The organism is Stutzerimonas stutzeri (assembly GCF_051028275.1).
Lineage (GTDB): Bacteria > Pseudomonadota > Gammaproteobacteria > Pseudomonadales > Pseudomonadaceae > Stutzerimonas > Stutzerimonas stutzeri_AS.
This window is the reverse complement of record NZ_CP069269.1, coordinates 2,617,911-2,643,481: the sequence shown is the minus strand read 5'-3', so window position 1 is coordinate 2,643,481 and position 25,571 is coordinate 2,617,911. Positions and strand designations below refer to the sequence as shown.

The window sequence follows — 25,571 nt, the reverse complement described above, 5'->3', positions numbered from 1 at the left end:
GCCTTGGTGCCCAGCGACACGCCGCTGGGGAATAAATCGCTAGCTGATCGATAAAGCATGGGCACGATCGGCCGATATCATTGAAGTCCGTATTCGCCAAGGAGCCCGCAATGGCCGGCATTCTAGAGTCAGTCGATCAACGCACCCGATTGGTGGGGCAGAATCGCCTGGAGATTCTCATGTTCCGGCTCTCTGGCCGGCAAAAATTTGCCATCAACGTGTTCAAGGTCCAAGAGGTGGTGCAGCTGCCTAAGATGACGTTGATGCCGCACCGACACAGTTCGGTTTGTGGCGTGGTCAACCTCCGCGGCCAGACGCTGCCGGTTATCGACCTGTCGCGTGCCATCGGCCTGCGCCCACTGGTTCCGGATGAGCGCAGCACCATCATCGTGACCGAATACAACCGTTCCATTCAGGCGTTTCTGGTCGGTGGAGTGGACCGCATCCTCAATCTCAACTGGGAAGAGGTGTTGCCGCCTCCAACCACAGCGGGTCGCCAGCATTACCTGACCGCGATTACCAAGGTCGACGATCAGCTGGTCGAGGTGATCGATGTCGAGAAAGTGCTAGCCGAAATCGTGCCATACGACACCAGCATTTCGCCGGATCGTCTGAAAGATCCAGTGCTTGAGCGCGCCCGCGGTCGCGAGGTGCTCTGCGTCGACGATTCGACGGTAGCGTTGTCGCAGCTGCGCGAAACCCTGAGTCAGCTCGGCATCACCGTGCACACCGCAAGCGACGGCATGAAGGGCCTGAACAAGCTCAAAGCCTGGGCTGATGCCGGTGAAGTGCTTACTGATCGGTTGTTGATGGTTTTTACCGATGCCGAGATGCCGGAGATGGATGGCTACCGCCTCACCACCGAGATTCGAAACGACCCTCGTCTACGCGATCTTTACGTGGTGCTCCATACCTCCTTGTCGGGAAGCTTCAACCTGGCGATGGTGCAGAAAGTAGGTTGCGATAACTTCCTTTCCAAGTTCCAGCCGGAGAAACTGGTCGACGTCATCCGGGAACGGCTGTTGCTGGATGAGAAAGGTTAACTGCGCATCTGCCTGAGGCTCCAATCGAATGCATCTTTCATCGCTCTACCGCTTCCCTCTGAAATCCGGTGCCGGAGAAAAGATCGAGCAGGCTAGCAGCGATGTGCTTGGGCTGGTTGGCGATCGTCGCTGGATGGTCGTCGACGCAGATTCAGGCAAGTTCCTTTCTCAGCGTGTGCTGCCGCAAATGGCGGTACTACAGGCGCGTTGGCAGAACGAACAGCTGGTACGACTCGACGCGCCGGATATGGAGTCGCTGTTGGTCAAGGTGCCCGAGCCGCTGGCTGACGAGCGCGGCGTGGTGATCTGGCGCGATAGTCTGAGGGTACCTGATGCCGGCGATGATGCTGCGGCTTGGCTGACTCGACTACTGGGCCGTCCAGCCCGGCTTGTGTATCTGCCAACGGAACGAGGGATTCAGATCGATCAGGGTTATGCGCAGCCAGGCGAAAGAACCGCTTTCAGCGATGGCTTTCCGTTCTTGCTGATCGGCCAGGCGTCGCTCGATGATCTTTGCGCGCGTATCGGACGCCCACTCGACATGCTTCGGTTCCGACCGAACCTTGTGGTAGCGGGTACAGCGCCTTACGCGGAGGACAGCTGGCGCCGTATCCGCATCGGCGCCATCGAGTTTCGCGTGGTGAAGCCATGTACGCGCTGCGTCATTCCTACCGTCGATCCGCTGACAGCTGAGCGCAGTCCTGACAGAGAGCCACTGGCTAGCTTGATGACGTATCGAAAAGGCGAGGGTGGTGTGTTCTTCGGTCAGAACCTCATCGCTGACGGGACGGGGCAGCTGGAAGTAGGCATGCCGGTTGAAATCCTGGAATAACAAGACGCATATCCTGGGCCCGCTTCCTGGCTTGCCTTATCACTGAATACAGTTAACAACCGTTCGTTCTACGCCGAATCGCTGGTTACACCGGCGATCCGGCGGCGTGTTCATTGGCTTTCGAAGTAGCGCTCATGCCATTCCACAAGTGGCTGCGGCGCGTTTAGCTTCTGCCCGTAAATCACCGAATAAGTGAGCACGTTCTGCACGTACTGGCGAGTTTCGTCGAACGGGATGTTCTCGACCCAGACGTCGAAGGGTAGATGCTTCGCATTCTTTAGCCACTGGCGAACCCTGCCCGGACCTGCATTATAGGCGGCCGATGCGAGCACGCGGTTGCCCTTGAACTGACCGTAGATCTGACTGAGATAGGCTGCGCCCAGTTGAATGTTGGTATGCGGGTCCAGCACTTGCCGCTGGGACGCGAGCGGGATGTTGAACCGCTTCGCCGTCTCCTTGGCCGTAGCTGGCATGAGTTGCATCAGCCCGCTTGCGCCTACACCAGAGCGTGCGTCGGTCATGAAGGCGCTTTCCTGCCGGGTGATTGCAAACACCCAGCTCGGATGAATCTCGCGCGCCTTCGCTGCGCTGACAAGCTTGTTGCGGTAGGGCATCGGAAAGCGAATATCCAGATCATCCCAGTATTTTGCCTGGCTGATGGTTCGGATGGCTGGGAAATACCATTCCAGGTCATAAGCCATGCGTGCCTGAGCAACGAGCTCGTCACGATTGAACAGGCGGCTCACGTGATACCACTCTCGACGTCCATCGACGATCTGACCACGCGCGTGAAACTCCATGGCGCGACGAATACCAGGCGTGTTGCGTACCTTTTCTACAAGTTGCGCGTCGAGCGCAAGCGGCTGATGGTTGAGCTTGTACGGTGCCTGGATGCGATCGGCAGAAAGAAACCCATAGAAATCCCGCTCGGTCGCGACTGGCTTGTACAGCAGGGCTGTCTGCTTGTCGTTGGGGCGCGCCAGCTCAAAGCTGCGGGCCTTCCAGTAGCGCCAGCGGTTGGTGTCGGCTAGCTCTGCAGGGAACCTCTGGATCAGATCGTACGCGTCCTGCCAGCGGCCCAATCGCAACAGCAGGCGTGCGCGCCACTCGCTGACGGTGTTGTCGCGAAGGTCGGGATCGTAATCGATCATGACGTCCAGGGCGCGCGGATCGAAGCGCTTGGCCAGGGTAAGCCCAATCTGCCGCGCAATGGCGACCTTTTCATCCGACGAGAAGGACATCCGGCGGGCATAGTTATCGAGCAAGCCCAAGGCTTTTTCAGGGTCTTGTCTGGCGAGTCGACGCAAGCCGATCGCCACCACGTCAGCCATGGCCTCGGTCGGCGGTGTGAAGCGATCTGGCTGGCTCAGCAATTGTGGCTTCTGCGCTACGTCTACCAGCAAATCGCCTTGTCGCTTGAGCGTCGGCAGGCTTTTGATCAGAAACTTGGCCAAGGAGTAGTTACCGCTCTCTACGGCCAGCTTGGTGCGTTTCCACCGCAGTTCTTCGGTGAGCTGCCCGGCCGCCTCCCAGCGCTCGAACAGCGCATCGCAAGCGTTGTGCTGAGATTTACCGACCAGCCAGAGCTCCTGCGCCGTGGCGAAGCCTTGTTCTTTCTGCCCGCTGATGAGCTGGTATTGACCGTGCAGGCAGTCAAGCTCGGTGAAGTTCATCTTCGGGTCGTAGTGGGCGACGAAGGGGCGCCAGTCGCCGCGCGCAGCCAGCAACCGCAGCCAGCGCAGCTTCATCCAGCTGGCCTGCGGCAAGTCACCGTGCTCGGCGAGAAACTTTTCAACCTCCTCATTGCTGGCGCTTTTGAGTCGTGCGGTCAGGTCGTCATAGGCCAGGTAGGGCTCGAGCGGATAGTCGCGCAGCTCACTGGCGTACCGTCGATAGGGTCCGCTGTCGCCTTTTGCCAATGCCCGCTTGGCTTCGTCGTAAAGCTGACGTTGCTGTTGCAACGTTGCGGCATGAGCGGTTTCGAGGGTGACGACAGATAAAAAAAGACACAAACAGATGCTGGAGAGTCGACCGCGCATGAGACTTCCGATGACGGGGGTACAGGAGAAATTCCGCCGCTAGCTTAGCTTGGCCGGTCAAGCAGTTAAACGAGGATTAAGCGATGGAGAGCGTCTGAACGAAACTTCCGACGAGCGTCATCCCGTCTTGCGGTCTTGCCCACCTCAGCTCGCCCGATTCAGCGCGCTCGGCCACCTAAACGCAACCGCCTCGAAGCTTGCCGAAAGGCGCTGCCAGGCGACGGGTACAGCCCGGTTACGCGGCGCCTCTGTTAGAATGCGCGCCCTGTTTACCGGAGGTAGTCATGACCCTGCTCAAGTTGACCGATGTGTCCCTCGCCTATGGCAACAATCCATTGCTCGATGGAGTGTCCTGGCAGATTGCGCGGGGTGAGCGGGTGTGCATCATCGGCCGTAACGGCACCGGCAAATCCAGCATGCTCAGCCTGGTCAAGGGCAGCCAGCTGCCAGACGATGGCGAGATCTGGCGTGCGCCGGGTTTGAAGATTGGCGAGTTGCCCCAGGAGTTGCCTGTCGCAGACGGACGCGCCGTGTTCGACGTCGTGGCTGAAGGCCTTGCGGGGGTGGGGCAGCTGCTCGCCGACTATCACCATCTGAGCCAGAACATTCAAAACGAGGCCGACCTCGACAAGCTCATGCATGTTCAGCAAGAGCTCGAAGCCAAAGATGGTTGGCGTCTGCAGCAGTTGGTCGACAGCACCTTGAGCCGCTTGCAGCTCCCGGCCGACAAAACCCTCGCCGAGCTGTCCGGCGGTTGGCGTCGGCGTGTGCTACTGGCGCAGGCACTGGTATCCGAGCCGGATCTGCTGCTGCTGGACGAGCCGACCAACCATCTGGACATCGGCGCCATTGCCTGGCTCGAAGAGGCGCTGACCGGATTCAATGGTGCGGTGCTCTTCATCACTCACGACCGCGCCTTCCTGCAAAATCTTGCGACCCGGATTCTGGAGCTCGACCGCGGCCACATGATCGACTGGAACGGCGACTACGCCAGCTTCCTGGTGCACAAAGAACAGCAATTGGCAGCTGAGGAAACCGCCAACGCACTGTTCGATAAAAAGCTTGCTCAGGAAGAAGTCTGGATTCGTCAGGGTATCAAGGCGCGCCGCACCCGCAACGAGGGCCGCGTGCGTGCGCTCAAAGCGCTGCGTGCCGAACGCAGCGAACGACGCGAGCACCAGGGCAAGGCCAATATCCAGATCGATGCGGCTGAAAAGTCGGGCAAGCAGGTCATTGTCGTGGAGCATGCGAGTTTCGGGCACCCGGGGGGCGAATTGCTGGTTCGCGACTTCTCGATGGTGCTTCAGCGCGGTGACCGTATCGGCTTGCTGGGTGCCAACGGCACGGGCAAGACCACGCTGCTCAAGTTACTACTGGGCGAACTGGAGCCTACTAGCGGCTCGGTTGAAGCCGGCACCAAGCTGGAAGTGGCGTATTTTGACCAACTGCGTCACCAGCTGGAGCTGGAGAAGACGGTGATCGACAACGTTGCAGAAGGTCGCGACTTCATCACCATCGATGGCCAGAACCGCCATGTGCTTAGCTATCTGGGTGACTTTCTGTTCAGTCCGCAGCGCGCGCGTACGCCAGTCAAGGCGCTCTCTGGCGGTGAGCGGGCACGGCTCTTGCTGGCAAAGCTCTTCAGCAAGCCGTCCAACCTGCTGGTCCTCGACGAACCGACTAACGACCTCGACGTGGAAACTCTGGAACTCTTGGAAGAGGTGCTGCTGAGTTTCCAGGGCACGGTGCTGATGGTCAGCCACGACCGGGCCTTTCTCGACAACGTGGTGACGAGCACGCTGGTGTTCGAAGGCAATGGAGTGGTTCGCGAATATGTAGGGGGCTATCAGGACTGGCTGCGTCAGGGTGGCTCGGTGAAGCTGCTCGGGGTAGCTGAAGGCAAGGAGAGCAAAGAAGCAAAAGCCGAGGCAGCGCAGGCCAAACCAGCTGCGCCGTCAGCGCCTGCCGAGCCCGCCCCGGCGAAGAAGAAGCTGAGCTACAAGGTGCAACGCGAACTGGAAGCGCTGCCGGGCCGGATCGACGAAGCTGAAAAAACAATCGCTGCGTTACAGGAGGAGATGGCGCAACCGAACTTCTATCAGCAGAGCGCTGAGCGAACCGGAGAAACCATCGCCAAACTCGAAGCGATGCAACTTGAGCTTGATGGGCTTCTCGAGCGTTGGGCCGAGCTGGAAGACTGAGTCTCGCGCGATGACGCGGGCTCGGCATGTTAGAGCCGCACATACCCAGTATGTGCGGAGCGACACGTCTACGTGTGAGCGGGACGTCGTGAAGTCAAGACATCTGCCAGCAGACGGAGCATAGATGGCAATTGAATACCGCATCATTCTCGATGACGAGCATGAGTTCAGCTACCGCATAGAGCCGGACCGTGTCTTTGATCATGAGGCCGCGAAGCAAGCTCCGAGATGGACACGCCTGGATCACCAGCAGTGCAGTAACTGCCCGTTGAGTCGTGATGAGTTCAGCCATTGCCCTGCAGCAGTGGACCTGCATCGAGTCATTGAGGATTTCCAAGGCCTGCCTGCAATTCGTAAAGCACAGGTGCTTGTCGGTACGCCCGAGCGGGAGTACAACAAGCTGGTCGGGCTGGATGAGGGACTGCGCGCGTTGCTGGGTGTGATCATGGCCACCAGCGCATGCCCGATACTGAGTCGCCTCAAGCCGATGGCCCAGCAGCACCTGCCATTTGCGAGTAATCAGGAGTTCGTTCTGCGAGCGGTATCGCTCTATCTGGCGCGACAGTACTTCAACCTGCGCGAAGGTCGACATGCCGACTGGGAGTTGCGAGGGTTGGTGCGGTCGTTCCAGCAGTTGCAGCTGGTTAATCAGGCTTTCTGGCAGCGCATCCACGATACCTGCCAAGGGGACTCGAACCTCAAAGCCTTCCTGGCGTTTTTCTCCATGGCATCAAGCCTGACTTACTCATTGGAAACCCAGCTGCAAAAGATTCGGCCGCTTGTGATGAGCGCGGGAGAGGGTGTCGAAACGGCCTGAGCCAAGCGACTCAGGCCAGGGCAACGGCTTATTCGGGTTTCTTCAAGCGCACCGCGAGCACATCGCATGGCGCACCATGCAGAATGTCGTTGGACGTCGAGCCGAGTAGCAACGCCAGGCCGTGCCGGCCATGGCTGCCGACCACCACCAGATCGCAGCCCTGCTCCTTGGCCAATCGGTGCACTTCCTGGCGCGGCTGACCGTACGCCAGATGTCGTTGTTCGGCGGTCAGCCCTGGGTAACGGTCGGCGAATCCCGCCAGGCGCTCACGGGCCTGGTCGAACTGCTGTTGCTGCAGCATTGAAAGATCCATCGGTACGTCGCCACCAAAGGCCATGGCCATGGGCTCTATCACATGGACCAGCGCCAGTTTCGCACCGCTGGCGGTTGCCAGCGCCTGCGCCCGGGCTACTACCGGATGGCAATCCTCGTTCAGGTCTGTGGCGACCAGAATATGCTGGTAGATCATGATGAATCTCCTGATATGTCAGTTGCGACAAGTATGGCTTCTCGGCACGCGGTATGGGCAGCGACGTTTTTTTCAGGGTTTATACGGCGTTGAACGCCTGATGACTAGCGTGCATCGCATCAGGTGACTACCCGTGCCGCGGGTTACGACTGTTATCATGACCGGCGTTAATGCCGGTGCTTCCTCCGGTCTGCCTAGAGATCGCCATGTTCCTACTTCAGAATGAATACCTACTTGCCTGGTCCGTTTATGGTGTCGCCGCGCTAGGCTGCCTGCTGGTCTGGTTTCGCATCACTCGGCCTATGTGGCGCTGGCTTCGGGAGCCGTTGCGGCTGATCATGGCCATTGTGCTGTTGACCCCCACGATCGTCGATCCGGCTAAAGACCTATATGCACCGGCTGTTGCCATCACTGCACTGGACATGTTGTTCAAGGTTGGCAGTAATGCCTGGCGTGCTGTAGCTGATCTTGCACTCTACGGATTGATCGCATTCGCGCTGTATGCGGTGTTCGTGGCCGTGCGCTGGCCGATCGAGCGCCGTCTGCAGCAGCGCCGGAGCGAGTCGGACGGGCATGAGGACTCGCGCACGCTGCGCGAACGGCTCGAAGACGATGAGGAAGACAGCTATCGCCCAGCTGGCCGCTATCAGACACGGACTGAACCCAGGCTCTAAATTCGTATTTCTCAGCTCCAGACGCAGCAGGACCTATCGGGAGGTAGTGCATGTGTGAACTGCTCGGCATGAGTGCAAACGTACCGACTGACATTCATTTCAGTTTTACCGGGCTCATGCAGCGCGGTGGACGTACCGGCCCGCACAAGGATGGTTGGGGAATTGCCTTCTACGAAGGCCGCGGCTTGCGTCTGTTCCAGGATCCTGTGGCCAGTTGCGAATCCGAAGTGGCGAAGATGGTCCAGCACTACCTGATCAAAAGCCAGGTGGTTATCGGTCACATCCGTCACGCCAACGTAGGGAAGGTCGCGCTGGTCAATACACACCCCTTTGTCCGTGAGTTGTGGGGCCAGCACTGGTGCTTTGCCCACAACGGCCAATTGGCAGATTTCGACCCGCCGCGAGGCTTCTACCGACCTGTTGGCGATACCGACAGCGAAGCGGCGTTCTGTGATCTGCTCAATCGGGTTCGTAGCGATTTTCCCGAGAGGGTCGAGGCTGAGGATCTACTCCCACGTTTGCTCGAAGCCTGTGCCGGCTACCGCTCCAAAGGCGTGTTCAACTGCCTGCTGAGCAATGGCGAATGGTTGTTCAGCTTCTGTTCTACCAAGCTTGCGCAGATAACCCGGCGGGCGCCATTCGGCCCGGCGCAACTGAAGGATGCTGAGCTCACCGTGGACTTCAATGCCGAAACCACCCCAAACGATGTGGTAACGGTATTGGCAACCGAGCCGCTGACCGACAATGAACAATGGGACATTCATCGCTCGGGCGAATGGACTCTCTGGCGGCTGGGTGAATGTGTGGCGCGCGGGCAGGTGGCGTGATGCTGAGAAGCTATCTGCGTTTGACCTTGTTCGCCTTGGGCTTGCTGGTCGGGATCCAGATACCAGGCTTTATTCAGTCCTATGCAAATCACGTCGAAGCGCGTCGACTCGAGGCGCATCAGGGGTTGGTTGGCTTCCAGGACACCGCTGGGCGCTTCTTTCAGGGGGATCTGAATGCGCTAGTCGAACACTACCGAGCCAGCGCAGATCCGGTAATCCAGAGCGATGCGCGGAGTGTTTCGGCCTTGGTCGAACGCGCACGATTGCTCGATCGTGAATGGCGGATCATGGAGGGGCCTTGGTATGCGCAGGCCTGGCACGTGTTGGTCGGCGCGGACGAGACGATGAGACGTCAAGTCTGGGACAGCTACCGCTTTCAGGTGATGCTCGCGCCCGAGGCGATCGCTTGGGGCATAAGCTGCGCGCTGCTGCTCGCATGGATCATCGAAAGCCTGTTCGTTTTGCTTCGTCAGGCTCTGTCCCCTCAGCGCTATCGACGCCGGCGCCGGACGGCTATCCCGCCTGCGCCGAAGCGATAGGTTGAGTCGCCTGAATTCTCGCTGAACACGCACCGCGGTGGTAGGCCCATTCCCCCAGACCAATCTGCAGGAACGGAAATGAGAAACTTGCCGGGATCAACCATTTCAGCCGCGTGGCCTCGATGATTCGCAGGGCCGCTGTTAAGGGTTCCTGATCGGGTAAACCCGACACCTGTTGCAAAACGCCTAATACAGCCGCCCAGATCAGGATCATCTGGACCAGTACCCAGCTACCGAACGCGGCATTTGCCAGCCTCAACGCTGGCCGGTGAGTTGGCTTGGCTGTTGCCATCAGCCACCAGATCAGCAGCGAAGCCGAAACGACGAGGTTCGCGATGTTGATTGGCTGTTGATGCTCGACTAAAAAGCGGGCTATCGCGGGTGCGCTGGCACTGACAATCGGTCTGGCAGACCCATCTGACGAATTAACAGCCGCCTGCAGCGCGCCGGCGGTGGTCAATGCCGTAAGGGCTGTGACGGCCCAGTGGGCAGATCGTGGATTCATCTACTGCGTCCTTGCAGCGCTGGGCAATAACAGCCTATTTCGACAAAAACTTCATGCCTTCCTCAAGCCCGCTCAAGGTCAGAGGGTACATGCGGTCTTCCAGCAAGTCGCGGATGATGCCCGTGGACGAGGTGTAGCCCCAGGTGTCTTTTGGGTAGGGGTTGATCCAGATGAGCTTCTTGTACTTTTCCATGAAACGCTGCATCCAGACGTAGCCTGCTTCCTCGTTCCAATGCTCGACGCTGCCGCCTGGCTGGGTGATCTCGTAGGGTGCCATGGCAGCATCGCCGACGAACACAACCTTGTAGTCGGCCCCGTACTTGTGCAGCAGATCCAGGGTGGAGGTGCGTTCGGACGTGCGGCGAAAGTTGTTTTTCCAGACCGACTCGTAGATGAAGTTGTGAAAGTAGAAATACTCGAGGTGCTTGAACTCGGTCTTACAGGCCGAAAACAACTCTTCGCAGACCTTTACATGGGCATCCATCGAGCCGCCGATGTCGAACAGGATCAGCAGTTTCACGGCGTTGCGACGCTCGGGTCGCATCTGGATGTTCAGCAGACCGCCGTCCTTCGCGGTGTGGTCGATGGTGCCGTCCAGGTCCAGTTCGTCCTGAGCGCCCTGGCGCGCAAACTTGCGCAGTCGGCGCAGTGCGACCTTGATATTGCGCGTACCCAGCTCGACCTGATCGTCGAGGTTCTTATACTCGCGCTGATCCCAGACCTTTACAGCCTTGCCTTGGCGCTTGCCCGCGTCACCGATGCGGATGCCTTCAGGGTTGTAGCCGCCGGAGCCGAACGGACTGGTGCCGCCCGTGCCGATCCACTTGTTCCCACCGGCATGCTTTCCTTTCTGCTCCTCGAGGCGCTTCTTAAATTCCTCGATCAGCTTGTCCAGCCCGCCTAGCGACTCGATCTTGGCTCGCTCCTCATCGCTCAAGGAGCGCTCGAACTCCTTGCGCAGCCACTCTTCCGGGATCAACGCCTCGATGTGCTGATCTAGATTTTCCAGGCCTTTGAAGTAGGCGCCGAAGGCGCGATCGAATTTGTCGAAGTGCCGCTCGTCCTTTACCAGAATCGCTCGCGACAGGTAGTAGAACTCGTCCATGTTGGAGAAAACGACGTTGTGTTTCAACGCATTGATCAGATCGAGCAATTCGCGGACCGATACCGGAACCTTGGCGGCGCGCATCTCATTGAACAGGCCAAGCAACATGGCAGAACCTCAGGTGTGCCGTCAGCGCGGCACCTTGTAATTAGTGGTCAGCGATCTTTGTCGTGGACAGGCAGTCCGTCGCGGATCTCGTACCAGTCCGCCTTCGAGCCCACGAAAATATGCGCTTGAGGCGGGGCGGGCAAAGGCGAGTCGAGCGTGCCGGCAGCAACGCCGAGCTCATGCTCGCGGTTGTCGACGAATTGCAAATTGGAGCCGCAGCGAATGCAGAATGTCCGCGTCACGTGTTCGGACGAGTGATAGACGCCCAGCTGGTCCTTGCCTGAGAGAAAGTGAAACGCATCCAGCGGCACGCCTGCATAAGTGGCAAAGGCCGCGCCGTGGGCCTTGCGACACATTTTGCAGTGGCAATGGGTCAGCTCGTTGATGGGCGCGTCAATGCGATAGCGAACGACGCCGCAGAGGCAACTACCGGTATACGTTTGCATGGATCTTCCTCCAGTAAGTGAGGCGTCCGGCTCCTGTGAGCCGACGCGGTCAACGGCTGGCGCGACGACTCATGAACGCCAGACGTTCAAGTAACTGCACGTCTTGCTCGTTTTTCACCAGCGCGCCGGCCAGCGGCGGAATCGCCTTGGTCGGATCGCGCTCGCGCAGGACGGCCTCGCCGATATTGTCGGCCATCAGCAGTTTCAGCCAGTCGACCAGCTCGCTGGTGGAAGGCTTTTTCTTCAAGCCTGGCACCTTACGTACATCAAAGAACACATCGAGCGCTTCGGCCACCAGATCTTTCTTGATGTTCGGGTAATGCACATCGACGATCCGCTGCAGCGTGTCGCGATCAGGGAATGCGATGTAGTGGAAAAAGCAGCGGCGAAGGAAAGCATCAGGCAATTCCTTCTCGTTGTTCGAAGTAATGATGATGATGGGCCGCTGCTTGGCCTTGATGGTCTCGTCAGTTTCGTAAACGTAGAACTCCATCTTGTCGAGTTCTTGCAGCAAGTCGTTCGGGAACTCGATGTCGGCCTTATCGATCTCGTCAATCAGCAGGATGACACGCTGCTCGGACTCGAATGCCTCCCACAGCTTGCCCTTCTTGATGTAGTTGCGTACGTCGTGAACGCGATCCGAATCCAGCTGGGAGTCACGCAGACGGCTCACCGCGTCGTACTCGTACAAACCCTGGTGCGCTTTGGTGGTGGATTTGATGTGCCAGGTGATCAGCCGCGCGCCAAACGATTCGGCCAGTTGCTCGGCCAGCATGGTTTTCCCGGTGCCTGGCTCGCCTTTCACCAGAAGCGGGCGCTCGAGGGTGATGGCGGCGTTTACGGCAAGCTTGAGGTCGTCTGTGGCGACGTAGGACTGGGTGCCTTCGAACTTCATCGGGGTTTCCTTGGAATCGGGCCTGGCACGCAGGCGCTGCATGTTGGATTAGATGGTCGACTATAAGTGATGGGCGTGCAGGTGTGAACGTGAGTGGATCATTCAGTCACTGAATGGGCAGCCGCTGCGTTGATGTTCTCGCTTATTGCTCATCGTCACCCAGCGAGCGCTCGAAGCGTGCCGAGAAGGCCTCGACGAAAGCGTTACGCAAAATCGCGATGAACGCCTGGAAAGGGCTCACATCGGTGTTTTTGGTGCTGCCATTGAGTTCGACACGCGTGGCAAATTGGTCCTTGCGCTGATTCTGCAGCACCTCCTGACCGCCACCGACAACCGCCTCCCAGATGCCGCGAAAGAATCCTTTGTCTTCGTTTTCAACGTCTTGCTCGAAGTTGAACACTTCAACATCACGCAGCAGCGGCTTTATGTAACCGTCCAGCTGAGCGTCCTTGGCCTCGACTTCAACCACCAGATCGCCAGTGCCGCCTGCGAAATCAAAGTTTCCGTAGGCGTTGCTGAAATCGTTTAGCTTAGTCAGCTCGACGCCTGTTACACGCAAGCTGAACTGGAAGTCTTCCCAGTCGGTGAAGGGGTCGAACCTTGCGCTGGCTTCCATCGGTGCCTGGTTGAAGAACTGGGCGCTACCCTCGAAGCGCGCAACACGCCCTTGCTCCTGGTCGGTGGTGTTGGTCAGGTTGAAGAAGCTCGCATTGATCGCGTTGGCATAGACATGAACGGGCGGATCTGCCTGGAAGTTGCGAAACGAGACCTGCCCATCCACCACCTTAAGCTCGTTCAGGGTGAAGGGTATCAGTCCGTTGATGCGGTCCCGCCAATCGACCCCGTCACCGGTTTGCGTACTTTCCTCGTTCGTGCCGTCCACGAAATTCAAGTGGGGCCGTTCCAGGACGATTTCACCAACCAGGGCCTGATCCTGCCAAAGCGCCTTCCAGCTAAGACCAATATCAATAGAGTCGGTGGTGAACAGCGGCGCCTGGATCTGCTCGTTCTTGTGCTCGATTACCAGGCCGTCCAGTCGATAGGCGCCTCGCCACCAGGCGAGGTCAACATCATCGATATGGCCGCGGTAGTCGCCCATGTCGGCGAGCTTGCCGTTCAGGAAGTTGAGGACCACGTACGGCAGTACCAGATGAACAGCCAGCAGCAGTAGTGCAAGCGACAACAGAATCCAAAGGGGGCGACGGTAACGTGTCTTCATCTGAGGCCTGATTGGGCGGGAAACATGGGCGGACCTGCTTATGGATGGACCCCGCTTGTCTATCATGAGTTCGGCTGGACGACTCGCGCGACTGCGCTTAGGCTCATCAGTCTGGTTTTTTCATCGCAGGGACACCGTCATGAGCCGCATCTTCGCTGACAACGCGCAAACCATCGGTAATACGCCGCTGGTAATGATCAACCGGCTGGGCCCCAAGGGCGTCAGCATCATGGCCAAGATCGAGGGTCGAAATCCCGCTTATTCAGTCAAGTGCCGGATTGGCGCGGCGATGATCTGGGACGCCGAGGAAAGTGGCCGGCTCAAGCCGGGGATGACCCTGGTTGAACCGACCTCCGGCAATACGGGTATCGGCCTGGCGTTCGTCGCAGCGGCACGTGGCTACAAGCTGATGTTGACCATGCCAGCCTCGATGAGTCTGGAGCGTCGCAAGGTATTGAAGGCGCTTGGTGCTGAACTGGTGCTGACCGAGCCCGCAAAAGGGATGAAAGGCGCGATTGAGAAGGCCGCTGAGATTGCTGCCTCGGCGCCAGACACCTATTTCATGCCGCAACAGTTCGAGAACCCGTCCAATCCGGCCATTCACGAAAAGACTACTGGCCCGGAAATCTGGAACGACACCGAAGGCAACATCGACGTGCTGGTGGCAGGTGTGGGAACGGGCGGGACCATTACGGGTGTGTCTCGCTATATCAAGAATACCAAGGGCAAGCGGATTCTGAGTGTCGCCGTGGAACCGGTCAGCTCGCCTGTCATCAGCCAGACCCTGGCAGGTGAAGAGGTCAAACCCAATCCGCACAAGATCCAGGGCATCGGAGCCGGCTTTGTGCCCAAGAATCTCGACCTGTCCATCGTCGATCAGGTCGAGCGAGTCGACGATGATGAGTCGAAAGCCATGGCGCTGCGCCTGATGCGTGAAGAAGGCATTCTCTGCGGTATCTCCTGCGGCGCGGCGATGGCGGCGGCGGTGCGTCTTGCCGAGAAGCCGGAAATGCAGGGCAAGAACATCGTGGTAATCCTGCCGGATTCCGGTGAGCGCTACCTGTCGTCCATGCTGTTTTCCGACATGTTCGGCGAGCAGGAGCTGCAGCAGTAATCGGTGCTGCGCGGGGCTGTGTCCACAGTCCCGCGCAGCCGCAACTACCGCGGGAACGAGCGCGCTCTCGCCTAGCTGCGTTGGGTCTGAGGCGCCGCCACGATCGGAGTCGGTGCCTGCCTCAGCACGAGCCAGAGCGCCACAGCGATCAGCAATCCTCCGTAGGCATAAGCCCAATCCAACGGTTCGCCGAGAAACAGTGCTCCCCACAACACGCCGAACGGCGGAATGACGAAGGTCACCGTCAAAGTTCGGACCGGGCCTATATCGGCAAGCAGCCGGAAGTAGAGGATGTACGCGAAGGCGGTGCAACCGATGCCTAGGCCAGCAAGGCTTAGCCAGACTCGACTGTCACCCCATGACATCGGGGGTGCTACAAAAAGCGATACGGCGAACAATGGCAGCAGACATAGCGCCGCGCCGACCTGACTGCCAAATGCAACCAGCTCACTGGTCAGCCCACCGTTCTGGTTGATCCAGCGACGCGTTAGAAAGCCACCGAATCCATAGCAAGCGGTTGCGCCCAGACAGGCCAGTGCGCCGATCAACAGCTGCAGGTCGAAGGTCACGGGACCCGTACGCGTCAGTAACGCGACACCGCTCAGACCAAATAGCACACCGATCCACTTTGAAGCGGTCATCGTCTCGCTAAAGAACAAGGCGCCAATGATCACGCCCATCATGGGAGTCGTAGCGTTGAAGATGGCGGAGTAACCCGTCGGCAGAAACTGCGCCGCCAAAGCATAAAGCGCGAATGGCACGCCGGAATTGATCATTCCCAGGATCAGGCATAGCTTGAGCTTGCCGCGGAAATCCCAGCGAATCCGCAAGATCCACAGGATCGGCAACAGGCCGAGGCAAGCGAACAGCACGCGAAAGAAGGCGGTGGGAAAGGTGCCAAGCTCCGGCGCGATAATTCGCATGAAGAGGAAACTGGCGCCCCAGATGGCAGCCAGACTCAGCAGACGCAGCAGATCGAGAGGGCGCATTTAGGGGCTCCGGTAGGGGAGCGCTCAGTGTTGGCCAGCCCGGATACGCTGACAACACCAATCACGCTTTCAAACTTTCCGTTTGGCTGATCCGCTTTCATTGGCCTATGGCTCTGGATAAGCTCGGGGCTTCCACGCAACGGGACTACCTATGGCTCAGCATTCGCCGGATGTCGATATCGCCCGACAGATTCTCCTGGGTTTCGATGATTATCGCGAACAGTTCAGATTGATAACAGAAGGCGCCAGGTCGCGTTTCGAAAAGGCGCAGTGGCAGGATGCCCAGCGTGCCTCGGCTGCTCGGATCAATCTATACGAAGAGAAGGTGGGTGAAACCGCTGCCACCTTGCGCTCAGCCTTCATATCGCACGTGCTGCTTGATGTAGCGCGCTGGCCGCAAATCAAGGCCGAGTACATCGAGCTGATCAATCCGCGTTTCGACGATGAATTGTCCGAAACCTGGTACAACTCGATTTTTTGTACGTTGTTCAGCCACGACTGCATCAACGACAGCACCATGTTCATCCACACCACACGGCCGTCCAGTCGCGCTCAGCGGATGGCTCAGACACGTCGTTACCAGCCCAGTGGAGACCTTCATGGTGTGCTGGAGCAGGTCCTCAACGATTTCGCTCTGGATGTGCCTTATGCCGATCTGGCGGGTGACCTCGAACGGCTAGAGGGGCAACTGCAGGTATCGCTCCCCGATTGGGTGTGCAAAGACCCTGAGCTTACGCTCGAGCTGTTTTCCTCGGTGCTCTATCGCAACAAGGGCGCCTACCTGGTTGGGCGCATCTTCACTCGGGATGAACAGTGGCCGCTGGTGATCCCACTGTTGCACCGTGAAAGCGTTGGGTTGGTCGCTGATACCTTGATAACAGACGAGGCGGAAGTCTCGATCATCTTTTCCTTCACCCGTTCGTACTTCATGGTCGAGGTGCCGATCCCCGCTGAGTTCATCGGCTTTCTCAAACAGATCATGCCGGGCAAGCATGTCGCTGAGCTATACACCTCGATCGGGTTCTACAAGCACGGCAAGTCCGAATTCTACCGCGCGTTGATCAACCACCTGGCCACCACCGATGATCGCTTCATCATGGCGCCTGGCGTGCGGGGCATGGTCATGAGCGTTTTTACGCTGCCGGGCTTCAATACGGTGTTCAAGATCATTAAGGATCGGTTTTCCCACACCAAGAACGTCAATCGGGCAACAGTGATTGAAAAGTACCGGCTGGTAAAAAGCGTTGACCGGGTAGGACGTATGGCTGACACCCAGGAGTTCGCTGACTTTCGGTTTCCGCTGTCGAAGTTCGAGCCCGAGTGCCTTGCCGAGCTGCTGGAGGTGGCGCCGTCGACGGTGGAGGTACAAGGCGACACTGTCCTGGTTCGCCACTGCTGGACCGAGCGACGCATGACGCCGTTGAATATCTATGTGGAGAACGCCAGCGAGCAGCAGGTCCGGGAAGCGTTGGACGATTACGGACTGGCGATCAAACAGCTCGCAGCCGCCAATATCTTCCCTGGCGATATGCTGCTTAAGAACTTTGGGGTAACTCGTCACGGTCGGGTCGTATTCTATGACTACGACGAGATCTGTTTCCTGACGGAAGTAAATTTTCGTTACATCCCGGAGGCCAGATACCCCGAAGATGAAATGGCCTCGGAGCCCTGGTATTCGGTCGGACCGAATGATGTCTTTCCCGAAGAGTTTCCGCGTTTCCTGTTTGCCGATATCCAGCAGCGGCGACTGTTCGCCAAGCTGCACGGAGAGCTCTATGACGCCAACTTCTGGAAGGGACTGCAACAGGCAATCAGCGATGGCAAAGTGATCGATGTCTTTCCGTATCGTCGCAAAGCGTAGGCTACTCGATGGTCTGTTTGAGGCGAACGCTTCCGGATGATATGGGTCGCTATTGATAAGGCCATATGAAAGGCGCGGCGGCTGCATACTCTGCAACACCTGTCACGAGCGATGTTGCGATTGTTCGGTTATGCTGGCCCCGAAGTCCCATGGCTCCACCAACACCCGTATCAAGCAGGAGGGGTTAGACCATGAAAGCATGGCTGAGCAGTGTGTGCTGGAATCTGGCAGTGGCGCTTGGGTTTGTCGAACCGCCTCGTTTGCAGCCTATTGCAGTTCGCGCGCAACGAGACACAGCGGCGGCTCGACGTCGCTGACTCTGGCTAAGCCGGGCGTGGCGGTTTAGCGTCCCGGCATCACCGGACCACCTTTATCCACGGCGCGCTGATACGCGGGTCGTTCTCTTATCCGTTTCAAGAATGCAGTCAGGTTCGGTCGGGTGGCGTCCAGGCCGGCACGCGACTGGGCGGCCTCCAGCGGAAAGCTCATTTGTATATCCGCCACGGTGAAACTGTCCCCCGCAAACCATTGCGTCTTGGATAGTTCGCTTTCCATAAAGTCCAGATGGAGTTTGAGCTGCGGGCCGATGAAAGCCTGATTGGCGCCTTTGGCGATAGCCCGCGCCACGGGGCGAACAAAGAAGGGCATCGGCCCATTGGCGACGCGGTCAAACACCAGTCGCAAAAGCAATGGCGGCATCGCTGAGCCCTCTGCGTAATGCATCCAGTAGCGAAAGCGAAGGTGCTCTGGGGTGCCGGGCGACGGCGCCAGGCGGCCTTCGCCATAGCGGTCCACCAGATATTCCAGAATGGCAGCAGACTCGGCCAGCGTCAGATCGCCGTCGGTAATCACCGGAGACTTGCCCAACGGGTGTACCCGCTTCAGTTCGGGCGGCGCCAACATGGTTTTGGGGTCCCGGGCGTAGCGCTTGATGTCGTAGGGAAGCTGCAACTCCTCCAACAGCCACAACACACGTTGGGAGCGAGAGTTCTCCAAATGGTGGAGCGTGATCATTGGCAACGGTCTCCTGGGTCTTTGTGAGTGCGATCAGCATAGCCTGCCGTTGCCTGCGGTATGGCAGACTTCTGCCGATCAAAGGAGAAGTCATGCCTCGCCCACAATGCCCCCGTTGCCAACGTCCGGCTAGCCACTGCCTCTGCCCGTTGATCCCCTCGCTTACTAGCGCGACGCAAGTACTCGTCCTGCAACATCCCAGCGAAGCCGCGCACGCGCTCAACACGGCTCGACTGGCTACGCTAGGGCTGCGCAATGCTGAGCTGGTGGTGGGCGAAACGGTCAATCTCCCAATCGATGAGCGCGCGAACTATCTGCTGTTTCCGGGTGTTGATGCCATTCCGCTTGAACGTCTCACGACCACTGAGAGGCCGTTGCGTTTGATCGTTCCGGATGGCACATGGCGAAAGGCGCGCAGAATGTTGCACCTCAATCCAGTGCTTGCGACGCTGCCTCGCGTTTCGCTGCCGACAGGGCTCGTCTCGCGTTACCGATTGCGTAAGGCCCCGGCGCCAGGTGCGCTCTCAACGATCGAGGCGATCGTCACGGCGTTGAACATTCTGGAGGGCGAAGGGCGATTCGACGGGTTGCTTCGGCCGTTCGAGGCAATGATCGAGGCGCAGATAGCAGCGATGGGCCTGGATGTCTATCAGCGCAACCATGGTCGCGGTGAAGCCGTTGAGGGCAACTCAGCGGGAGGGGAGCGTCTTCAGACGAACGATATAGATGCTGACTAGCATTGCGCAGGTAAGCATGCCGACCCGGACCCAAAATATGGGAACCAGCCAGCACGAGACACCGATGCTGATCCACATGGTAGCAATCGCATAAATCTTGCCCTTGAGTGGAATGCCGTTACCGTCAAGGTAGTCGCGGAACCAGGGGCCGAGCCTCGGGTGCATCACAAGCCAATCGTAGAAACGTCGAGAGCTGCGGACGAAGCAGGCGGCGGCAAGAAGGAGGAACGGCGTGGTTGGCAGTACCGGCAGGAAGATCCCGATGATGCCGAGCGTGACGCTTAACCAACCGATCACCAGTAGCGCATAACGCGCTACCGGATTGCGATACGTCGGAATATCGCGGTGAGCCAAGAGGCTGTCCGATGTCAGTGCTTGCGTGGCTTGAGAAGGGCGGGCTTCTCTTCTGGCGCATGGCAGATGAGATACAGCGCCGTCAGGATCTCCGGAATCTGCTCAACCATCTCTGCAACCAGGTCCTGATCCGTGGCGATGTCGCTGAACTCAGGTTGCTCGTCGAACAGGCCTGATCCCACCATGATCGGTAGCAGCAGCTCGCTGACTTCTTCTTCGGAGTCCTCGAACCAAACCGACTCGCGCATGAATACGCCTTCCATGAAACCGATACACCAGCCGCGCAGGTCGGACTCGTCTGGCTCGTCGCCCATGTCGAGGTCGCAGGGCAGCTCCATATCCTCATCGCTGGCCAGCTGCCGTGCAATGTGCGCCTTGAGCTGAATGAGCGTCGCCTCTATGGCTTCACGTTCGGTGTCGTCCGCGTATTGTGGGGGCTCGGCGAACAGCGCGTCGATCCACTCACGCTCTGGCACCTGTTCCGAACAGATGCACAACGCGGTCAGGTAGCCGTGAGCGGCGATGTAATCGAGGGCTTCTTCGTGCAGATCATCTGCATCCAGAAACACTTGCAGGCGGGCGAGTTGCTCGGCGAATGACATCGAAGGCTACCTTGGAGAGAAAACAGCGCTGATTCTAGACGAGCTGCGGGCCCCAGGCTACCGCGCGCTTTGGCGCTGCGGCGGCTTGGCGGTTTTACAGCCCTTGAGTCTTCGACAGATTGGAAAAGCTGCACAGAGTTCCGTTTCACGGAGCGGCTGCCCGACTATCGCATGGGCGTCGTGTTTGGCCTGATCCTGGCTGCCGTGTCGCGTATACTCGCGCGTCTTGTTTCGGAGACCGGCATGCTCGATCAGGCACAGCGCATACTCAAAGATGTATTCGGCTATGACGCGTTTCGTGGCAATCAGGGCGCGATCATCAAGCGCGTTGCAGAGGGTAACGATGCGCTGGTGCTGATGCCGACCGGTGGTGGTAAATCGCTTTGCTATCAGGTTCCGGCCTTGCTTCGCGATGGTTTGGCGGTGGTGGTGTCGCCTCTGATTGCCCTGATGGACGATCAGGTGGCGACGCTCGAAGAACTTGGTGTGTCAGCCGCTGCTCTCAATTCGACATTGACGCCCGAACAGCAGCGCGATATCGCCGACCGTTTGCGCCGCAACGAAATCAAGATGCTTTATCTCGCGCCTGAACGATTGGTTCAGCCGCGCATGCTGGCGTTCTTGCAACGTTTGCAGATCGGGCTGTTCGCTATAGATGAGGCGCATTGCGTATCGCAGTGGGGACATGACTTCCGCCCAGAGTACCTACAGCTCGGACAGTTGGCCGAATTTTTCCCGAACGTCCCGCGGATTGCATTGACGGCAACCGCAGATAAGCGCACCCGGGAGGAAATCGTTCAGCGGTTGCACCTGGCAAACGCCGAGCGCTTCCTTTCAAGCTTCGATCGGCCAAACATCTTTTATCGCATTGTTCCCAAGGAGCAGCCGCGCAAGCAGCTGATGGGCTTCCTTGCCGAGCGCCGTGGCGATGCCGGCATCATCTATTGCATGTCTCGTAAAAAGGTCGACGAGATCGCCGCGTTCCTCACCGAGCAGGGCTTTCCAGCATTGCCTTATCACGCAGGCTTGCCGAACGATCTGAGGGCTTTTCACCAGAAGCGCTTTCTCAACGAGGAAGGCCTGATCATGGTGGCGACCATCGCGTTCGGCATGGGCATCGACAAGCCCAACGTACGTTTTGTCGCTCATCTGGATCTCCCAAAATCGCTGGAAGCCTACTATCAGGAAACCGGCCGTGCGGGTCGAGACGGTTTGCCGGCAGACGCCTGGATGGCCTACGGGCTGCAAGACGTCATCTTCCTCAAGCAGATGCTCAACAACTCCGATGGTGATGAGCGGCACAAGCGCATCGAGCAGCATAAGCTCGACGCGATGCTCTCGCTCTGTGAGGAAACCCGCTGCCGCCGACAAGTGCTGCTGGCCTATTTCGATGAGCAGATGCCCGAGCCTTGCGGGCACTGCGATAACTGTGTCGACGGCGTGCAGACCTGGGATGCCACTGAGCCGGCACGGCAGGCCCTGTCGGCGATCTATCGCAGCGGGCAGCGCTATGGTGTCGGTCACCTCGTTGACATCCTGCTCGGGCGAGATAACGAAAAGATTCGCAGTCTTGGACATCAGCACCTGTCTGTGTTCGGCATGGGCAAGGCACTCTCGGAGGGCGAATGGCGGTCGCTGTTTCGCCAGTTGGTCGCACGGGGGCTCGCTGACGTCGATCTGGAAGGTTTCGGTGGCCTTCGTCTCAGCGACAGTTGCCGTAGCTTACTCAGGGGCGAGGTCACCCTTGAGCTGCGACGTGAGCTGTCCACCAAAGCGCCCAAACCTGCTTCCAGCGCAGCGAGTCAGCTGGTGCGCAGCGAGGAACGCGAGACCTGGGAAGCATTGCGTAGCTTGCGCCGCAAGCTGGCCGAGGAGCATGGCGTGCCGCCCTACGTCATCTTTCCGGACGCGACGCTGTTGGAGATGCTTCGCAGCCAGCCCGGTACGCTCGGCGATATGGCCCGCATCAGCGGAGTCGGCGCGCGCAAACTTGAGCGCTATGGACAAGCGTTCCTTGAAGTGCTGCAGGGAACGACACCGATCGTCAAATCGACGGCCGATGTCCGCCACGAATTGATCACTCTGGCGCGTGCCGGGATGACGCCGGCGCAGATTGCGCGGCAACTCGATTGTAGCGAAAAGAACGTCTACGCCATGCTTGCCGAAGCCATAGGCCAGCAGCAGCTGAGCCTTGAACAGGCGCTGGACCTGCCAGAGGCGCTGCTGGAGGAGATCCAGGAGGCGTTCCTTGATGGGGAAGGAGAGTTGCCTGCGGTTGCGGCAGTTGCCGAACAATTTTCTGGACGCGTCCCGGAGGCGGTCCTGTTCTGCGTCCGTGCATCGCTGCAAGCAGAATTCGAACTCTAGCGCTCAGCCCACGTGGCGCGGCGTATTGCCGCTGGGCTTGTTTGCCCGGCTGGCTAGCGCGCGGCACCGCAACACTGGGTTACGTACCAGAGCCGATGGTAGCCTTGCCAGTCTTCCGGTGCTGTGGTTAGCTCGCTAATAATTAGTTTTTCCGGAAAGACCGCTCCATGTATCCCGACCAACATCGCTTCGCCATGCAGTTGGCTCAACTTTCGCGTGGCTGGCGCGCTGAGCTGGACCGTCGTCTGGCAGACCTCGACCTTTCTCAGGCGCGATGGTTGGTTCTCTTGCATCTGGCGCGATTCGATCACGACCCTACTCAACGTGAGCTTGCACAAAGCGTGGCAGTCGAGGGGCCGACATTAGCGAGGCTGTTGGACAGCCTGGAAGCACAAGGTCTGGTCCATCGTCAGCCTGCGCCCGGCGACCGCAGAGCCAAACTCATTACGCTCGGCGCCCCGGCACGCCCGTTGATCCAGAGAATCGAAGCGATCTCCACGCAAGTCAGACAGGAGTTGTTTGACGGCATCGATGAAGAGGACCTTCGGAGATGTCAGCAGGTGCATGAGCGCATCCTCGCAAACCTCGTGAGCGCCAAGCGATAGCCACAAGCTGGCCAGCACTGTGTTCCTGCGCATCCTCGTGTTTACCTGTTGGGCAGCATGTCCGGTGCCTTTGGTCTTACGAAGCTAGGCTGGCCATACCGATAGTGGCACAATGCCTTATCGCGCAAGCCGACGAATTGCATCTATTTTCTTCCGCACCCGTCGATAACCGCGTCACAGTTCAGTAATCGAACCGTGGACCGGCGACGACATACGCCGAGGGCCACCAGCGGAGGTCTCATGGCACTCGGTCGTCGCATCTTGTTAACAGTGGCCTCTGGCTCGCTGATCTATTCGGGCATGGTTTCTGCCCTGGGCATGGGGGACATCACGCTCCACTCCGCTCTGAATCAACCGCTGAGCGCCGAAATCGATCTGCTGGATGTTGGCGATCTGGAAGGCGACGACATTCGCGTTGTATTGGCGTCCAGCAGTGACTTTGCGCGCGTCGGTGTTGAGCGCCTGGCGTTCTTGCAAGACCTGAGCTTCACGCCTGTGATCGACGGCAGTCGCAGTCGGATCCGCGTGGCGTCCAATAAGCCAGTCCGCGAGCCGTATCTGAACTTTCTGGTCGAGATTACCCGAGCGAAGAGCCGGATGCTTCGTGAGTACACGGTTCTGCTCGATCCAATGCCTAGCTCGCCAGAGGCTGCGAGCCGCCTGGCCGTGGAGACCCCGGTAGCGGTTGCTTTGCCGGTCCGTGCCGAGCCAGCGCGTTTCGTGCCGCCGGCTGAACTTCCACAAGCAGCTCAGGGTAAGCGCCACCGGGTGGCGAACGGTGAGAGCCTATGGATGATCGCAGGCCTCTATGCAGGCGGCACGCAAGCCTCTCAGGCACAATTCATGCGGGACATTCAGGCGTTGAATCCTGATGCTTTTGCCGGTGGTGACGCAGCGCGTCTCCAAGCCGGCGCCGCTCTTCTGCTGCCAGATGCCGCATCAGCAATTGTGCCAGCAGCCGTTGAGGCCGTTTCGCCTCAGCCTGCCGCCACGGTTGAACGCCTGCTGAACCCTGAGCCAGAGCCGGCTGATAGCCTGTCTGCCGACCCGGCAACCGTTGACGATCAGGTCGCAATGCTGCGCCGCCAGCTGTTCGAAGAGCTGGCAGCCAGCCGCACGGAAAATCAGCAGCTCAAGCAGATGCTGATCGATATGCGGCTTCAGCTCGAATCTGTTACCGCACAGCTTGCCGATAAGGGTCAACCGGGAGGTGTTCCCCCAGCTGCCGTGCAAACGCCACCGGCAGCAATGACGCAGGGTCAGCCGATTGTGCAGCCAGCCCCCGAGTCGATTCCAACCAAACCTGAAACATCGCTCAGATGGCAGGACTGGACAATGCCTGGCGTCGGGATATTGATCTCCATGCTGCTGGGTGGCTGGTGGTACAGCCGACGTAAAAAGCCTGAGATCGAATACCCGGATGCGCCACCTCTGGCCGTTGCTCAGTCGATGCGTTTGCCACCAGTGCCTGCGGTTGCGGCGGCGGAAATGCCGCGCCAGCCGGCCCATGCTTCGGTTAGCGAGACCGACGTGCTAGAAGCGGCAGACTTGTACATTACCTACGGCCGTCGCGATGAGGCGCTGGAGGTGCTGCTGCGCGGAATCGAGCGGGACCCTGAACAGCTCGATATTCGTCTTCGCCATCTAGGGCTTCTCGCCGAGTCGGGCAAACTTGACGGTTATGGCGCTGCAGCCGAGGCTTATCTGCAGGCAGGGGGTTCGCAGGCGCAGCTCGACCAGCTGCTGGGGTTGCATCCGGCCTTGGCTTCGGCAGTCGATGCGGTCGAACACGTAGCACCTGAGCCTTTCCTGGATCCGGACATCACCTTTGTCTTGAACGAATCGCTGACCGCAGACTTTCTGGATGCTGATTTCGAGCCTGCCCAGCAGTCTGCTGAGGTAGACAACCTCAAGGCACACCCTGCGCAGCCGCTGATCGATGGGTTCGACGAAGCGCTGACGCTTGGCGAGCTGCCGTCGCTGCTTGGCCATTTAGAGCCGGTCGAACCGAAACCGACAGCGGAAGAGCTGCGCCAGCTAGAGCCGAATCCAGAGCATCTGGTGCGCCTCAACCAGGCCGTCGCCTACATCAAACAGGGCGACATGGAGAGCGCCTGTGTCATTCTCGAAACGTTGGCGACCGAAGGTGATGAGGCGCAGCGGCAGAAGATCAACGAGCTGCTGGCCCAGATCGCCTGATCGGAGCCAG

At 58.9% G+C, this 25,571-nt stretch carries 25 protein-coding genes; 14 read left to right on the top strand and 11 right to left on the bottom strand.

Going from position 1 to position 25,571, the window contains the following annotated elements:
- Positions 1-110: 110 nt before the first annotated feature.
- Together JQR87_RS12045 and JQR87_RS12040 are read left to right on the top strand one after the other, a co-directional pair.
- Entirely contained in the window at positions 111-1,043 is a 933-nt protein-coding gene (locus JQR87_RS12045) for a chemotaxis protein CheV (RefSeq protein ID WP_407296880.1), read from the top strand.
- A gap of 28 nt (positions 1,044-1,071) precedes the next feature.
- Positions 1,072-1,875 (top strand): MOSC domain-containing protein, encoded by an 804-nt coding sequence (locus JQR87_RS12040; RefSeq protein ID WP_407296881.1) that lies wholly within the window; start codon positions 1,072-1,074, stop codon positions 1,873-1,875.
- Positions 1,876-1,985: 110 nt separating this feature from the next.
- Here JQR87_RS12040 and JQR87_RS12035 read toward each other — a convergent pair whose 3' ends face one another.
- Positions 1,986-3,914 carry a transglycosylase SLT domain-containing protein gene (locus JQR87_RS12035; RefSeq protein WP_407296884.1) on the bottom strand — a complete coding sequence of 643 codons (1,929 nt, stop codon included), beginning with the start codon at positions 3,912-3,914 and terminating at the stop codon, positions 1,986-1,988.
- 284 nt (positions 3,915-4,198) lie between these two features.
- Here JQR87_RS12035 and JQR87_RS12030 point away from each other — a divergent pair, with 284 nt between their 5' ends.
- A complete protein-coding gene (locus JQR87_RS12030; protein ID WP_407296886.1) occupies positions 4,199-6,115 on the top strand; it encodes an ATP-binding cassette domain-containing protein in 1,917 nt (638 codons plus the stop codon).
- Between the two features lie 124 nt (positions 6,116-6,239).
- Positions 6,240-6,932: a DUF6901 family protein gene (locus JQR87_RS12025; protein WP_407296888.1), complete on the top strand. Its 693-nt coding sequence runs from the start codon at positions 6,240-6,242 to the stop codon at positions 6,930-6,932.
- Between the two features lie 28 nt (positions 6,933-6,960).
- On the opposite strand, the gene JQR87_RS12020 is transcribed toward JQR87_RS12025, so the two are convergent.
- On the bottom strand, positions 6,961-7,401 hold the full coding sequence (locus JQR87_RS12020) for a universal stress protein (protein WP_407296890.1): 441 nt from the start codon (positions 7,399-7,401) through the stop codon (positions 6,961-6,963).
- A gap of 206 nt (positions 7,402-7,607) precedes the next feature.
- On the opposite strand from JQR87_RS12020, the gene JQR87_RS12015 reads away from it, so the two are divergent.
- Genes JQR87_RS12015 through JQR87_RS12005 form a run of 3 tightly spaced genes read left to right on the top strand, consistent with a single transcriptional unit; the run spans position 7,608 to position 9,441 of the window.
- Positions 7,608-8,075 carry an MFS transporter gene (locus tag JQR87_RS12015; protein WP_407296892.1) on the top strand — a complete coding sequence of 156 codons (468 nt, stop codon included), beginning with the start codon at positions 7,608-7,610 and terminating at the stop codon, positions 8,073-8,075.
- A 50-nt stretch (positions 8,076-8,125) separates the two neighbouring features.
- Complete coding sequence (locus JQR87_RS12010; protein WP_407296893.1) at positions 8,126-8,902, top strand: class II glutamine amidotransferase; 777 nt, start codon at positions 8,126-8,128, stop codon at positions 8,900-8,902.
- Positions 8,902-9,441, top strand: coding sequence for a DUF2937 family protein (locus JQR87_RS12005; RefSeq protein WP_407296894.1), 540 nt, complete (start codon positions 8,902-8,904; stop codon positions 9,439-9,441). The genes JQR87_RS12010 and JQR87_RS12005 overlap by 1 nt, the downstream gene beginning before the upstream one ends.
- Here the strand turns inward: JQR87_RS12005 and JQR87_RS12000 are convergent.
- From JQR87_RS12000 to JQR87_RS11980, 5 genes are all read right to left on the bottom strand, one after another.
- Complete coding sequence (locus tag JQR87_RS12000; protein WP_407296896.1) at positions 9,416-9,901, bottom strand: hypothetical protein; 486 nt, start codon at positions 9,899-9,901, stop codon at positions 9,416-9,418. The two genes, JQR87_RS12005 and JQR87_RS12000, sit on opposite strands and share 26 nt — an antisense overlap.
- Positions 9,902-9,980: 79 nt before the next feature.
- A complete protein-coding gene (locus tag JQR87_RS11995; protein ID WP_407296898.1) occupies positions 9,981-11,159 on the bottom strand; it encodes a vWA domain-containing protein in 1,179 nt (392 codons plus the stop codon).
- Between the two features lie 47 nt (positions 11,160-11,206).
- On the bottom strand, positions 11,207-11,605 hold the full coding sequence (locus JQR87_RS11990) for a GFA family protein (protein ID WP_407296900.1): 399 nt from the start codon (positions 11,603-11,605) through the stop codon (positions 11,207-11,209).
- Positions 11,606-11,654: 49 nt separating this feature from the next.
- Positions 11,655-12,500: an AAA family ATPase gene (locus JQR87_RS11985; RefSeq protein WP_407296902.1), complete on the bottom strand. Its 846-nt coding sequence runs from the start codon at positions 12,498-12,500 to the stop codon at positions 11,655-11,657.
- Positions 12,501-12,642: 142 nt separating this feature from the next.
- Positions 12,643-13,719 (bottom strand): DUF748 domain-containing protein, encoded by a 1,077-nt coding sequence (locus tag JQR87_RS11980; protein WP_407296904.1) that lies wholly within the window; start codon positions 13,717-13,719, stop codon positions 12,643-12,645.
- Positions 13,720-13,858: 139 nt separating this feature from the next.
- Here JQR87_RS11980 and cysK point away from each other — a divergent pair, with 139 nt between their 5' ends.
- A complete protein-coding gene (cysK, locus tag JQR87_RS11975; RefSeq protein ID WP_407296906.1) occupies positions 13,859-14,833 on the top strand; it encodes a cysteine synthase A in 975 nt (324 codons plus the stop codon).
- A gap of 71 nt (positions 14,834-14,904) precedes the next feature.
- Here cysK and JQR87_RS11970 read toward each other — a convergent pair whose 3' ends face one another.
- Positions 14,905-15,822: a DMT family transporter gene (locus tag JQR87_RS11970; RefSeq protein ID WP_407296908.1), complete on the bottom strand. Its 918-nt coding sequence runs from the start codon at positions 15,820-15,822 to the stop codon at positions 14,905-14,907.
- Positions 15,823-15,973: 151 nt separating this feature from the next.
- Here JQR87_RS11970 and aceK point away from each other — a divergent pair, with 151 nt between their 5' ends.
- A complete protein-coding gene (gene aceK / locus JQR87_RS11965) occupies positions 15,974-17,683 on the top strand; it encodes a bifunctional isocitrate dehydrogenase kinase/phosphatase (protein ID WP_407296910.1) in 1,710 nt (569 codons plus the stop codon).
- Between the two features lie 191 nt (positions 17,684-17,874).
- Positions 17,875-18,000 carry a PA1414 family protein gene (locus tag JQR87_RS11960; RefSeq protein ID WP_407296912.1) on the top strand — a complete coding sequence of 42 codons (126 nt, stop codon included), beginning with the start codon at positions 17,875-17,877 and terminating at the stop codon, positions 17,998-18,000.
- A gap of 25 nt (positions 18,001-18,025) precedes the next feature.
- On the opposite strand, the gene JQR87_RS11955 is transcribed toward JQR87_RS11960, so the two are convergent.
- Entirely contained in the window at positions 18,026-18,697 is a 672-nt protein-coding gene (locus JQR87_RS11955; RefSeq protein WP_407296914.1) for a glutathione S-transferase family protein, read from the bottom strand.
- 92 nt (positions 18,698-18,789) lie between these two features.
- Here JQR87_RS11955 and JQR87_RS11950 point away from each other — a divergent pair, with 92 nt between their 5' ends.
- Positions 18,790-19,434 (top strand): tRNA-uridine aminocarboxypropyltransferase, encoded by a 645-nt coding sequence (locus tag JQR87_RS11950; RefSeq protein ID WP_407296916.1) that lies wholly within the window; start codon positions 18,790-18,792, stop codon positions 19,432-19,434.
- Here JQR87_RS11950 and JQR87_RS11945 read toward each other — a convergent pair.
- Positions 19,387-19,788, bottom strand: a complete 402-nt coding sequence (locus JQR87_RS11945) for a YbaN family protein (RefSeq protein WP_407296918.1) — start codon at positions 19,786-19,788, stop codon at positions 19,387-19,389. The two genes, JQR87_RS11950 and JQR87_RS11945, sit on opposite strands and share 48 nt — an antisense overlap.
- Positions 19,789-19,802: 14 nt before the next feature.
- Positions 19,803-20,390: a UPF0149 family protein gene (locus JQR87_RS11940; RefSeq protein ID WP_407296920.1), complete on the bottom strand. Its 588-nt coding sequence runs from the start codon at positions 20,388-20,390 to the stop codon at positions 19,803-19,805.
- A gap of 243 nt (positions 20,391-20,633) precedes the next feature.
- Between JQR87_RS11940 and recQ the strand changes: the two genes are divergently transcribed.
- The 3 genes from recQ to JQR87_RS11925 all read left to right on the top strand — a co-directional run bounded on the left by recQ (position 20,634) and on the right by JQR87_RS11925 (position 25,561).
- A complete protein-coding gene (recQ, locus tag JQR87_RS11935) occupies positions 20,634-22,757 on the top strand; it encodes a DNA helicase RecQ (protein WP_407296922.1) in 2,124 nt (707 codons plus the stop codon).
- A 167-nt stretch (positions 22,758-22,924) separates the two neighbouring features.
- Positions 22,925-23,362 (top strand): MarR family transcriptional regulator, encoded by a 438-nt coding sequence (locus JQR87_RS11930; protein WP_407296924.1) that lies wholly within the window; start codon positions 22,925-22,927, stop codon positions 23,360-23,362.
- A 240-nt stretch (positions 23,363-23,602) separates the two neighbouring features.
- Entirely contained in the window at positions 23,603-25,561 is a 1,959-nt protein-coding gene (locus tag JQR87_RS11925) for a FimV/HubP family polar landmark protein (protein ID WP_407296926.1), read from the top strand.
- The last annotated feature ends 10 nt before the right edge of the window (positions 25,562-25,571 follow it).